At 73.9% G+C, this 13,568-nt stretch carries 7 protein-coding genes; all 7 read left to right on the top strand.

Annotation, left to right across the window (positions count from 1 at the left end; translation table 11 throughout):
- The first annotated feature begins 14 nt into the window (after positions 1-14).
- The gene (locus ACMXGY_RS08245; protein WP_483776363.1) at positions 15-1,136 is read left to right on the top strand and encodes a LacI family DNA-binding transcriptional regulator; all 1,122 of its coding nucleotides are present in this window, start codon (positions 15-17) and stop codon (positions 1,134-1,136) included.
- A 112-nt stretch (positions 1,137-1,248) separates the two neighbouring features.
- Complete coding sequence (locus tag ACMXGY_RS08240) at positions 1,249-3,549, top strand: glycoside hydrolase family 6 protein (RefSeq protein WP_483776362.1); 2,301 nt, start codon at positions 1,249-1,251, stop codon at positions 3,547-3,549.
- Between the two features lie 85 nt (positions 3,550-3,634).
- Positions 3,635-5,305 carry an endo-1,4-beta-xylanase gene (locus tag ACMXGY_RS08235; RefSeq protein WP_483776361.1) on the top strand — a complete coding sequence of 557 codons (1,671 nt, stop codon included), beginning with the start codon at positions 3,635-3,637 and terminating at the stop codon, positions 5,303-5,305.
- Between the two features lie 242 nt (positions 5,306-5,547).
- A complete protein-coding gene (locus ACMXGY_RS08230; RefSeq protein WP_483776360.1) occupies positions 5,548-8,247 on the top strand; it encodes a cellulose binding domain-containing protein in 2,700 nt (899 codons plus the stop codon).
- Between the two features lie 54 nt (positions 8,248-8,301).
- Positions 8,302-9,288, top strand: coding sequence for a DNA topoisomerase IB (locus ACMXGY_RS08225; RefSeq protein ID WP_483776359.1), 987 nt, complete (start codon positions 8,302-8,304; stop codon positions 9,286-9,288).
- Complete coding sequence (locus tag ACMXGY_RS08220) at positions 9,285-10,844, top strand: SDR family oxidoreductase (protein WP_483776358.1); 1,560 nt, start codon at positions 9,285-9,287, stop codon at positions 10,842-10,844. The genes ACMXGY_RS08225 and ACMXGY_RS08220 overlap by 4 nt, the downstream gene beginning before the upstream one ends.
- Positions 10,845-10,943: 99 nt before the next feature.
- The gene (locus ACMXGY_RS08215; RefSeq protein WP_483776357.1) at positions 10,944-13,526 is read left to right on the top strand and encodes a glycoside hydrolase family 9 protein; all 2,583 of its coding nucleotides are present in this window, start codon (positions 10,944-10,946) and stop codon (positions 13,524-13,526) included.
- The last annotated feature ends 42 nt before the right edge of the window (positions 13,527-13,568 follow it).

Below are 13,568 nucleotides of genomic sequence, written 5' to 3'. Positions count from 1 at the left end.
CACAGTGTGGGAGCGTGACCACAGATCCCGCCCCCGCAGCCGCCTCCGGGCGCGCTCCGGGGCCCGCCGAGCGGCGCATCACGATCACCGACGTCGCCCGTGCAGCGGGTGTCTCGATCGCCGTCGTCTCGTACGCCCTGAACGACCGGCCGGGCGTCTCCGAGCGCACGCGCCGGCACGTCCTGCGCACCGCGTCCGACCTGGGGTGGCGCCCCAGCGCCGCGGCCCGTTCCCTGCGGGCGCGCGCACGCAGCGTCGGCCTCCAGGTGGTCCACGGCGCGGAGGGCTACCCCGGGCCGACCCGTGGCCTGGCCCTCGCGGCGGGCATGCGACCGGTGCTCGCCGAGCACGACCTCGCCCTCAGCGTGGAGGTCGTCGCCGACCGTGACGAGGGGGCACGCGACCTCGAGACCGGCTGGTCGGAGCGGCGGCACGCGGCGTTCGTGCTCGTGGACACGCACGCGCGGGACCCGCGCGGTCGGGTCGCGCTCGACGCCGGGATCCCGCTCGTCGAGGTGTCGCCCGACACGTCGACCGACACCCCGTACGACAGCGGTCCCGACACGTCGCCCGGCGTCCGGACCTGGTTCGCCGGTGAGGCGGAGGCCCGCGCCGCGCGCTATCTCGTCGAGCTGGGTCACCGCCGGGTCGCCGTCGTGGTGTCCGACGCGGGCGACGACGTCGCGCGGGTCCTGTACGCGGCGATGCGGGACGCCGGCGGGCCCGAGGCCCGCGTCGAGCTCGTCGAGTGCCGGACCTGGGAGGAGACCCGGTCGCGCGCCGCACGCCTCGTGGCGCTCGACACACGACCGACGGCCGTGCTCACGGACGGGGACGTCGCGGCCGTGGCGGTTCTCGAGGCGGCCCGCCGGCAGGGCCTCGAGGTGCCGTGGGACCTGTCCGTCCTCTCCGGCGAGGACTCGGCGACGTGCCGTCTCGTCGACCCGGCGCTCACCGCGGTGCACCGTCCGTTCGCGGCGCTCGGCGCCCACGTCGCGGCGGACGTGGTCGCGCGGCTCGGCCTCGGACGGTCCGCCTCGCGGCTGGAGGCGGAGAGCGACGTGACCGTCGAGCCGCCGGCCCCGGCGAGCAGGCTGCTCCTGCGCGGGACGACCGCACCCCCGCGGAATGCCTAAACGTTTCACACGATGTGCAGGAGGCGGTCCGGTTGTCACGTTGTCCCCAGCCGGACGGATCCCGTCCGGTGCGCGGGCCCCGCCCGTGCCCCTCGAACATCAGGAGGACCCTGTGCCATCCCGATCGAGCCGACTGCGCAAGGGCGCGACGGTCGTCGCCTCGCTCGCGCTGCTCGCCGCCCCGCTGGTCGCCGTCACGGCGCCCGCGGGAGCCGCCGAGCCGCGGGTGGGCAACCCGTTCGCCGGTGCCACCCAGTACGTGAACGACTTCTGGTCCGACAACGTCGAGGCCGCGGCCGACCGCGCGGGCGGGGACCTCGGGTCGCGCATGCGCGCGATCGCCGACGAGCCCACCGCCGTCTGGATGGACCGCATCAGCGCGATCCAGGGCAACGCCGACGGCCCCGGCCTGCGGCACCACCTCGACGCGGCGGTCGCGCAGAAGCAGCCGGGCGTGCCGATGGTCTTCAACCTCGTGATCTACGATCTGCCGGGCCGCGACTGCTACGCCCTCGCGTCCAACGGCGAGCTCAAGCCCACCGCGGCGGACATGGCGCGGTACAAGACCGAGTACATCGACGTCATCGCCGACATCCTGGACGACCCCGCCTACGAGGACCTGCGCATCGTCGCGACGATCGAGCCCGACTCGCTGCCGAACCTCATCACGAACATCAGCACCCCCGACTGCCAGGCCTCCGCGCCGTACTACCGCGAGGGCGTGAAGTACGCCCTGGACGCGCTCCACGACGTGGGCAACGTCTACTCGTACATCGACGCGGCGCACGCCGGCTGGCTCGGCTGGCCCTCGAACGCCGGGCCCGCGGCCAAGCTCTTCAAGGAGGTCGTGCTCTCCACCGAGGCGGGCTACGCGTCGGTGACGGGCTTCGTGACGAACACCGCCAACTCGACCCCGCTGCACGAGCCGTTCCTCGAGGACATCCAGATCGGCAGCACGCCCGTGCGCTCGGCGACCTTCTACGAGTGGAACGCCGACTTCGACGAGACCGACTGGACCGCGCACCTCTACGACCTGCTGGTCGCCGAGGGCTTCCCGTCGTCGATCGGCATGCTCGTCGACACGTCCCGCAACGGCTGGGGCGGCCCCGACCGCCCGACCGCGGTGAGCACGTCGACGAACCACAACACCTACGTGAACGAGTCGCGCGTCGACAAGCGCGTCCACCGCGGCGCGTGGTGCAACCCGTCCGGCGCCGGCATCGGCGAGCGCCCGCAGGCGACACCTGCGGGCTACCCGGAGTCCCACCTGCACGCCTACGTGTGGGTCAAGCCTCCGGGCGAGTCGGACGGCGCGTCGTCGGACATCCCGAACGACCAGGGCAAGCGGTTCGACCGCATGTGCGACCCGACGTTCGTCTCCCCCAAGCTCGCGAACCAGCTCACGGGCGCCCTGCCCGACGCGCCGCTCGCGGGCCAGTGGTTCGAGTCGCAGTTCCAGATGCTCGTCGAGAACGCGTACCCCGTGATCGAGCCGGACGGCGAGGTGCCGCCGGACACGACGGCCCCGACCGTCCCGACCGGCCTCGTGGCCGGCGCGACCACCGCGACGTCCGCGACCGTGAGCTGGACGGCGTCGACCGACGACCGTCGCGTCACGGGGTACACCGTGCTCGTCGACGGCGAGCCCGCCGGGACCACGGCGTCGACGTCGTACACGATCACCGGGCTGGCACCGGCCACCTCGTACGCGGTGACCGTGCAGGCGCGCGACGCGGCGGGCAACGTCTCGGCCGCGTCGGCACCGCTGCCGGTCGTGACCGACGAGGACGGCGGCTCGGGCGGCGACGACCAGGCGCCGACCTCCCCGACCGGCCTGAACGTCTCGGCCACCACGACCTCGTCGATCTCGCTCGCGTGGAACGCGTCGAGCGACGACGTGGGCGTCGAGGGCTACCGGGTGTACCGGGACGGCGCGGTCGTCGCCGAGGTCGCGGCGACGTCGTACACGGACACCGGGCTCGCGGCGGGCGCGTCGCACGTCTACGCCGTGCGCGCGTTCGACGCGGCGGGCAACGTCTCGGCGACGTCCGGCACCGTGACCGGGGAGACGGAGGAGGACGGCGGCGAGCCCACCGGAGCGTGCACGGTCGCCTACACGGCGAGCTCCTGGAACACGGGCTTCACCGGGTCGATCCGTCTCACCAACGACTCGGCCCAGGCGTTGCAGAGCTGGACCCTGACGTTCGACTTCGCGAACGGTCAGAGCATCACGCAGGGCTGGTCGGCGCAGTACGCGCAGACGGGCTCGACGGTGACCGTGACCCCGGCGGCGTGGAACACCACGCTGGGCGCGGGCGCGAGCGTCGAGATCGGCTTCAACGGCTCCCACTCGGGGACCAACGCCGAGCCGACGGCCTTCACGCTGAACGGCGCGTCCTGCACCGTCAGCTGACCTGACGACCGGCGGTCGGGGCCCCGCGCCCCGGCCGCCGGTCCTCGCCACGTTCGATATCGATATCGACCCGGAGAGTGCACCCATGAGCAGGACCAGCTTCAGACGATCTCTCGCGACGACGCTCGCGACCACGGCGCTCGTCGCGGCAACCGTCGTCCCGGTCGCCACGACCGCGACCGCCGCCACCGAGCCGCTCGGCGACGCCGCCGCACGGCACGGCAAGACCATCGGCTTCGCGCTCGACCCCGGCCGGCTCTCCGAGAGCGGCTACCAGGCGGTCGCCGACCGCGAGTTCTCGCTCGTCGTCGCGGAGAACGCGATGAAGTGGGACGCGACCGAACCCTCCCGGGGCTCGTTCTCCTGGGGCGCTGCGGACCAGGTCGCGAGCTACGCGGCCGCGCAGGGCGCGGACCTCTACGGGCACACGCTCGTGTGGCACAACCAGCTCCCCGGATGGGTCCAGGGCCTGACGGGCGCGGACCTGCGCACCGCCATGACCGACCACGTCACCGCCGTCGCCGGTCGCTTCGCCGGAGACGTCGAGGCGTGGGACGTCGTCAACGAGGCCTTCGAGGACAACGGCTCCCGCCGGCAGAGCGTGTTCCAGCAGCGGCTCGGTGACGGCTACATCGAGGACGCGTTCCGCGCCGCCCGGGCTGCCGACCCGGACGCCGACCTGTGCATCAACGACTACAGCACGGACGGGATCAACGCGAAGAGCACGGCGATCTACGACCTCGTCGCCGACTTCAAGGCCCGCGGCGTGCCGATCGACTGCGTCGGGTTCCAGGCGCACCTGATCATCGGCCAGGTCCCGTCGACGCTGACCCAGAACCTCCAGCGGTTCGCCGACCTCGGCGTGGACGTGCGCATCACCGAGCTCGACATCCGCATGAACACCCCCGCCGACGCGTCGAAGCTCGCACAGCAGGCGTCCGACTACGCGAAGGTCTTCCAGGCCTGCCTCGACGTCGACCGCTGCACGGGCGTGACGCTGTGGGGCATCACCGACAAGTACTCGTGGATCCCGGGCGTCTTCCCGGGGCAGGGCGCCGCGCTCGTCTGGGACGACGCGTACACGGCCAAGCCCGCGTACGCCGCGATCGCCCAGGTCCTCGGAGCCCGGGACGACGGATCGGGCGGCGACGACCAGGCACCGTCGGCCCCGACCGGCCTGCGCGTCTCCGGCACCACGACGTCCTCGGTGTCGCTCGCGTGGAACCCGTCGACCGACGACACCGGGGTCACGGGATACCGGGTCTTCCGCGACGGGGCTCAGGTCGCCGAGGTCCCTGCGACGTCGTACACCGACACCGGTCTCGCGCCGGGCACGGACCACGTCTACGCGGTCCGCGCGGTCGACGCCGCGGGCAACGTCTCCGCCACGTCGGGCACCGTGACGGGCTCGACCCAGGACGACGGCGGCCAGCCCGCCGGGGCCTGCACCGTCGCCTGGACGGCGAGCTCGTGGAACACCGGGTTCACCGCGTCGGTACGGATCACCAACGACTCGCCGACCCCTCGCCAGGGCTGGACCCTGACGTTCACGTTCCCCGACGGCCAGGCCGTCACGCAGGGCTGGTCCGCGCAGTACGCGCAGACCGGATCGACGGTGACCGTCACGCCCGCCGCCTGGAACACCACGCTGCGCGCGGGCGCGAGCGTCGACATCGGGTTCAACGGCTCCCACGCGGGAACCAACCGTGAGCCGACCGCCTTCACGCTCGACGGCGCGGCCTGCACCGTCTCCTGACCCGACGAGCGACGTCCGGGGCGCGCAGGGGCCGCCCCGGGCGACGCGCGGCCCGCATCGCGGACCGCTCCCGGACCGTGGTGACCCGGGCCGCGCCCCCGGCCCGGGTCACCGCGTCGTGGTCCGCGGCCCCGCCGAAACGTTTCGTCCCTGCGGCCCCGGGGAGCTCCTCACCTAGCGTGGCGCCCGGCACGACGACGTGCCCGGGGCTGTTCCCCGCGCACACGAGGGAGTGAGAACGGATGAGCCTTCGACCAGCCATCGCCGCGCTCGTCGGCTGCGGGCTCGTCGCCGCCGGCCTGGGTGCCGCCGCGACGGCCGCGCCCAGGACGACCGCGGGTACGTCGCCGGGGACGACCGCGACCGACGCGAGCGGGTACGCGTGGGGGAACGTCGAGATCGTGGGCGGCGGGTTCGTCCCCGGGATCGTGTTCAGCCGCACCGAGCCAGGGCTCGTCTACGCCCGCACCGACATCGGCGGCGCCTACCGCCTCGACGACGCGACCGGGCGCTGGGTGCCGCTCCTCGACCACGTCGGCTGGGACGACTGGGGCCACACCGGCGTCCAGAGCATCGCGACCGACCCGGTGGAGCCGGACAACGTCTACGCCGCGGTGGGCACGTACACGAACTCCTGGGACCCGAACCCCGGCGCGGTCCTGCGCTCGTCCGACCGCGGCGAGACGTGGCAGCGGACGGACCTGCCGTTCAAGGTCGGCGGGAACATGCCGGGCCGCGGCATGGGCGAGCGCCTCGTCGTCGACCCGCTCGACAACGACGTGCTCTACCTCGGGACGGAGGAGGGCAACGGCCTGTGGTGCAGCACCGACGCGGGTGCCACGTGGTCCGAGGTCACCTCGTTCCCCAACCCCGGGACCTACGTCCAGGACCCGACCGACCCCAGCGGCTACCTGTCCGCGAACCAGGGCGTGGTCACCGTGGTGCCGGACCCGTCGTCGGGCACGCCGGGCGCCCCGACCCCGACGCTCTACGTGGGCGTCGCGGACACGCAGAACCCGCTCTACCGCTCGACCGACGCGGGCGCGACCTGGGAGGCCGTCCCCGGCGCTCCCACGGGGTACGTCCCCCACAAGGTCGTGCTCGACGAGGAGGGCGGGCAGCTCTACCTCGCGACGTCCGACACCGGCGGCCCCTACGACGGCGGCGCGGGCGACGTCTGGCGCCTCGACACCGCGACGGGGACGTGGTCGCAGATCAGCCCCGTGCCGTCGTCGAGCCCCGACGCCTTCTACGGCTACTCGGGCCTGACGATCGACCGGCAGGACCCGGACACCCTCATGGTCGTGAGCCAGATGTCGTGGTGGCCCGACATCCAGGTGTACCGCAGCACCGACCGGGGCGAGACGTGGACGTCGATCTGGGAGTGGGCCGGGTACCCGGACCGCGACCTGCGGTACACGCTCGACGTCTCGGGCGCCCCGTGGCTCACGTTCGACAAGCAGCCCGCGCCACCCGAGCCGAGCCCCAAGCTGGGCTGGATGACGGAGTCCTTCGAGATCGACCCGTTCGACTCCGACCGGTTCTTCTACGGCACGGGCGCGACCGTCTACGGCGGCACGGACCTCACAGACTGGGACACCGGCGGGACGGTCGACATCTCCGTCAAGGCCCAGGGGATCGAGGAGACCGCGGTGCTCGACCTCGTCGCCCCGCCGGGCGGCGCGGACGTGATCTCGGGGCTCGGCGACATCGGCGGGTTCGTGCACGACGACGTCACGCAGGTCCCCGACCTCATGTTCAGCCAGCCGTACCACGGCGCCGTGCACAGCCTCGACTTCGCCGGGCTCGCGCCGTCGACGGTCGTGCGCGCCGGTCAGGGCGTCGACGGCGCGGTCGCGTCCCACCTCGGCGTCTCGACGAGCGGCGGGGCCTCGTGGTGGGCCGGCCAGGAACCGCCCGGCGTGACGGGCGCGGGGACGGTGGCCGTGGGCGCCGACGGCGGACGCATCGTGTGGAGCCCGCAGGGCACGGGCGTGCACGTCTCGACGACGCTCGGCTCGTCGTGGACGGCGTCGACCGGCGTGCCCGCGGGTGCGCGGGTCGAGGCGGACCGGGTGGACCCGCAGGTGTTCTACGCGTACGCGGGCGGCACCTTCTACACGAGCACCGACGGCGGCGCGTCGTTCACCGCCTCCGCCGCGACCGGTCTCCCGGCCCAGGGCAACGTCCGGTTCGCCGCGGCTCCCGGGCACGAGGGCGACGTATGGCTCGCCGGCGGAGCCGCCGGCTCGACGTACGGCCTGTGGCGCTCGACCGACGCCGGCGCGACGTTCGCGCGCGTCGCTGACGTCGAGGAGGGCGACGCGATCGGGTTCGGCAAGGCCGCGCCGGGCGCCGACTACCCTGCGGTCTACACGTCGTCGAAGGTCGACGGCGTCCGCGGCGTCTTCCGCTCCGACGACGCCGGCGCGACGTGGGTGCGGATCAACGACGACGAGCACCAGTGGGCCTGGACGGGCTCCGTCGTCACGGGCGACCCCGACGTCTACGGCCGGGTGTACGTAGGGACGAACGGGCGCGGCGTCGTCCTCGGCGACCTCACGGGCGACCCGGGCGAGGAGCCGACGGAGGAGCCGACCGAGGAACCCACCGAGCAGCCGGGCGAGACGACGTGCTCGGTCGCGTACGACGTCGTCGGGTCGTGGCCGGGCGGGTTCCAGGCGACCGCACGCGTGACCAACGACGGCGACGCGCCGGTCGCCGACTGGTCGCTCGCGTGGGAGTTCACCGCGGGCGAGAAGGTGGCCCAGTCCTGGGGCGGGACGGCGACGCAGACGGGCAGCACGGTGCGTGTCGCGGCACCCGCGTGGGCCACGACGCTCGCGCCGGGCGCCGCGTCGGACGTCGGGCTCATCGGCACCGGCACCGCCGGGCCGCCCGAGGGCTTCACGCTGAACGGGGAGGAGTGCTCGGCCTCCTGACAGGGCGTCCGCTCCCCCGCTGCGAGCGGACGGCCGAGCCCTCACGATGACCGGGTGCGACTGCGCCGAGTCTCCGTGACCTCGCCCGGCTACTCGCGCCGCCCGAAGGGCGACGCGTGGGTCTTCCTCGACGTCGAGGGCGTGCCCCTGGCCGACGAGGAGGAGGTCGCGCGCTGCACGCGCCTCGCCGTCCCCCCGGCGTGGCAGGACGTCTGGATCTGCCGGTACCCGAACGGGCACATCCAGGCGTTCGGGCGCGACGCGGCGGGGCGCGGCCAGTACCTCTACCACGAGCAGTGGCAGCTGCGCCGGGCGCGGCGCAAGCACGACCACGTGCTCGACGTCGGCCGCCGGCTCCCCGGGGCGCGCCGCCGGGTCGTGCGCGAGCTCGAGCTGCCCGGCATGCCGCGCGAGAAGGTCCTCGCGCTCGCGTTCCGCCTCCTGGACCTCGCGTACTTCCGTGCAGGCGGCGAGATCTACGCGAAGCAGAACGGGAGCTACGGCCTCGCCACGATCCGCAAGGAGCACGCGACCGTCCGTCGCGACGGCAGCGTCCACTTCCACTACCCGGCGAAGTCGGGCCAGGTGCGCGACGTCGTCGTCGACGACCCCGTCGTCGCGGAGCTCGTCACGACGCTCAAGCGCCGGCGCGGCGGCGTCGAGCTGCTCGCGTGGCGCGAGGACGACGTCACCGGCCGGGCGGTGTGGCGCGACGTGACGAGCGCGGACGTGCAGGCCGGCATCAAGGAGCGGCTCGGCCAGGACGCGACCCCCAAGGACTTCCGCACGTGGCACGCGACGGTGCTCGCCGCGCGCGCCCTGGCCGACGCCGGCGCACCGCCCCGCTCGGAGCGTGCCCGGCGTCGGGTGGTGAAGGGGATCGTCAAGGACGTCGCGGAGGAGCTCGGCAACACGCCCGCGGTCGCGCGGTCGTCGTACATCGACCCGCGGCTGTTCGACCTGTGGGAGCGCGGCGAGACGATCGGCTCGACGCGCTCGCAGACGCGCGCCGAGCGCGAGGTCCTGGAGCTGCTCTCGTGAGGGCGGCCGTCACGGGCGTCACGGGGTACGTGGGCGGGCGGCTCGTCCCCGAGCTGCTGCGCGCCGGGATCGAGGTGCGCGCGCTCGCCCGGCACCCCGAGCGGCTCGGGGGCCGCGAGTGGGTGGACGACGTCGAGCCCGTGGCCGCGGACGCCGCCGACCTCGACCAGATCCGCGCGGCGCTCGACGGCGTCGACGTCGCGTACTACCTCATCCACTCGCTCGGCACCGGGCCGACGTTCGAGGCCCGCGACCGCCGCACGGCCCTGACCTTCGCGCAGGCGGCGCGCGAGGCGGGGGTCGGTCGCATCGTGTACCTCGGCGGCATGTTCCCGGACGTGCCCGAGGGCGAGCTGTCGCGCCACCTGGCCTCGCGCAAGGAGGTGGGCGACATCCTGCTCGCGTCGGGCGTCCCGACGACGGTCCTCCAGGCGGCGGTCATCCTCGGCTCGGGGTCGGCGAGCTTCGAGATGATGCGCTACCTCACCGAGCGCCTGCCCGCGATGACCACGCCGAAGTGGGTCGACAACCGGATCCAGCCCATCGCGGTCCGCGACGTCCTGCGCTACCTCGTGGGCTCCGCCTCGATGCCGCCCGACGTGTCGCGCGCGTTCGACATCGGCGGCCCGGAGGTGCTCACCTACCGCGACATGATGCAGCGCTACGCGCGGGTCGCGGGCCTCCCCCGGCGGCACATCGTGTCCGTGCCGGTGCTGACGCCGAAGCTCTCGAGCCTGTGGGTCGGCCTCGTCACCCCCGTGCCGTCCGGCATCGCCCGCCCGCTCGTCGAGTCGCTCCAGCACGAGGTCGTGTGCTCCGAGCACGACATCTCGCGGTACGTGCCCGACCCGCCCGAGGGGCTCATCGGCTTCGACCGCGCCGTGGAGCTCGCGCTCGAGCGCATCCACGACGGCGAGGTCACGACCCGGTGGTCGTCCGCATCGGTGCCGGGAGCGCCGTCGGACCCGCTGCCGAGCGACCCGGACTGGGCCGGCGGGTCGCTCTACGCCGACGAGCGGCGCACCGTGGTCGACGCCCCGCGAGACGTCCTGTGGCGTGTCATCGAGGAGATCGGCGGCCAGGGCGGCTGGTACTCGTGGTCGCTCGCCTGGCGCGTGCGCGGCCTGCTCGACCGGCTCGTGGGCGGTCCCGGGCTGCGGCGGGGGCGGCGGGACGAGCACCGGCTCCGGGTGGACGACGAGCTCGACTGGTGGCGCGTCGAGGCGATCGAGCCGGGCCGGCGCCTGCTGCTGCGCGCCGAGATGCGGCTGCCCGGCCTCGCGTGGCTCGAGCTGCGCGTCGACGAGTCGGCCGCAGAGGTCACGGCGCCCGACGACGTCGGGCCGTCGCCCGAGGACGCACGAGGCCCGGGCCGCACGTTCTTCGCGCAGCGCGCGCTGTTCCACCCGCACGGCCTCGCGGGTCAGCTCTACTGGTGGGCGGTCAAGCCGTTCCACGGCGTCGTGTTCGGCGGGATGCAGCGCAACGTCGCGCGCGCCGCGGAGCGTGCGGCGCGGTCCGGCGGGCCGCCCGACCAGCACGCCTCGTCGGGCTAAACGTTTCGCGGCGAGGGGCGACCTTGACCGTCGCCCGCCGGCTCCCGACAGTGGCGTCGACCCGCGTCGAGGAGGACACGGGCGGACCGAGAGGCAGCCATGCACCCACGACCCTCCCCGCTGCGCCGCGCGGCGGTCCGGACCACCGCGGCCGCGGCCGCGGGCGCCCTGCTCACCGGCGGCCTCGTGGCCGCCACCACCGCTCCGGCGTCGGCCGCCGTCGAGCCGAACTACGCCGAGGCGCTCCAGAAGTCGCTGTTCTTCTACGACGCCCAGCGCTCGGGCGACCTGCCGGACGACTTCCGCGTGAGCTGGCGGGGCGACTCCGCGCTCGACGACGGCGCCGACGTCGGGCTCGACCTCACGGGCGGCTGGTACGACGCGGGCGACCACGTGAAGTTCGGGCTGCCGATGGCCTTCACGACGACGATGCTCGCGTGGGGCGCGATCGCCAGCCCCGAGGGCTATGCGGCGTCGGGCCAGGAGGACGAGCTGCTCGACTCCCTGCGCTGGGTCAACGACTACTTCATCAAGGCCCACCCCGAGCCGGACGTGCTCTACGCGCAGGTCGGCGACGGCGACGCGGACCACAAGTGGTGGGGCCCGGCCGAGGCGATGCAGATGGAGCGCCCGGCGTACAAGGTCGACCCGTCGTGCCCGGGCAGCGACGTCGCGGGCGAGACCGCGGCGGCGATGGCCGCCTCCTCGATCGTGTTCGCCGGCTCCGACCCGGCATACGCGGCCGAGCTCGTGCGGCACGCCGAGGAGCTCTACGACTTCGCGGACACGTACCGCGGCAAGTACTCCGACTGCATCCCCGTGGGCAGCTTCTACAACTCGTGGTCCGGCTACCAGGACGAGCTCGTGTGGGGCGCGTACTGGCTCTACGAGGCGACCGGCGACGCGGCGTACCTCGCGAAGGCCGAGCAGGAGTACGGCGGTCTGTCGACCGAGCCGCAGTCGAGCACGCGCTCCTACCGGTGGACGGTCGCGTGGGACGACAAGTCGTACGGCGCCTACGCCCTGCTCGCCCAGGCGACGGGCAAGCAGCAGTACGTCGACGACGCCAACCGGTGGCTCGACTTCTGGACCACCGGCCACCAGGGCCAGCGCGTGCGCTACTCCCCCGGCGGCCAGGCGTTCCTCGACTCCTGGGGCTCGCTGCGCTACGCCGCGAACACCGCCTTCGTCGCGCTCACGTACGGCGACTGGCTGCGCGAGCGCGGCGACACGACCCGCGCCCAGACGTACCAGGCGTTCGGCGAGCGACAGATCGGCTACGCGCTCGGGGACAACCCGCGAGGCGCGTCGTACGTCGTCGGGTACGGCGAGGACTCGCCCCAGAACCCGCACCACCGCACCGCGCACGGCTCGTGGCTCGACTCGCTCGCCGAACCGGTCGCGACGCGGCACGTGCTGTACGGCGCGCTCGTCGGCGGCCCGGGGTCGCCCAACGACTCCTACACGGACAGCCGCACCGACTACGTCGCGAACGAGGTCGCGACGGACTACAACGCCGGGTTCACGTCGGCGCTCGCGTTCCTCGTGGGCACCCACGGCGGCACGCCGCTCGCCGACTTCCCGCGGCCCGAGACGCCCGACCGGCCCGAGTTCGTCGTCGAGTCGAGGCTCAACCAGCCGGGGTCGGCGTTCACGGAGGTCAAGGCGATCCTGCGCAACCGGTCCGCCTTCCCCGCGCGCGTGCTCGACGACGTGCGCCTGCGCTACTGGTTCACGCTCGACGAGGGCGCGGACCCGGCCACGATCCGGGCGACGACGAACTACTCGGAGTGCCCCGGCGCGACGGTGAGCGTCGGCCACGCCGGCGACGACCTGTACTACGTCGAGATCGACTGCGCGGACTCCGTCGTCTACCCGGGCGGGCAGTCGCAGCACCGCCGCGAGATCCAGTTCCGCGTCACGGCGGACGTGTGGGACGCCGCGGACGACTGGTCGTTCGCCGAGCTCGCGACCGGCGAGACCGTCACCGACAACGGACGCATCACCCTCTACGAGGGCGACGAGCTCCTGTGGGGCGCGGAGCCCCAGTCCGGTCCCGTGGAGCCCGACACCGCACCGCCGACGACGCCCGGCACGACCGTCGTCGACGCCGTCTCCACCACCGGCGCGCGCGTCACGTGGTCGCCGTCCGCGGACGCGGGCAGCGGCGTGGCGCGCTACGACGTGCTGCTCGACGGCGTCCGTGTCGCGACGACCACGACCCCGACGCACACGCTCACCGGCCTCGCGCCGGAGACGGCGTACGAGGTCGCGGTCGTCGCCACCGACCGCGCAGGCAACGTGTCACCCCCGAGCGGCGCGACGTCGTTCACGACGGCCGCAGCGGGCACCGAACCGGAGCCGGGCGCGTGCGCCGTGCGCTGGACCTCGAGCGACTGGGGCTCCGGCGGGACCGTCACGCTCCGGCTCACGAACACCGGGACGACGGCGCTCGACGGGTGGGCGCTCGCCTTCAGGTTCCCGTCGGGCCAGACCGTGACGAACGGCTGGAGCGCGACCTGGACCCAGTCCGGCGACGACGTCACCGTCCGCTCGGCCGCCTGGAACGGCACGCTCGCCCCGGGCGCCTCCGTCGAGGTGGGCGCGAACGTCACCCACGCCGGCGTGAACACTCCCCCGTCCACGTTCTCCCTCGACGGCGCGGAGTGCACCGTCTCCTGACGGGGAACGGAGAGAACCGTGGTCGGGCGGGGCACCTGCCCG

This window comes from Cellulosimicrobium sp. G4 BAM 1002, assembly GCF_057126935.1.
Note: the sequence above shows the minus strand (reverse complement) of the source record. Positions and strands in the feature narration are given on the sequence as shown.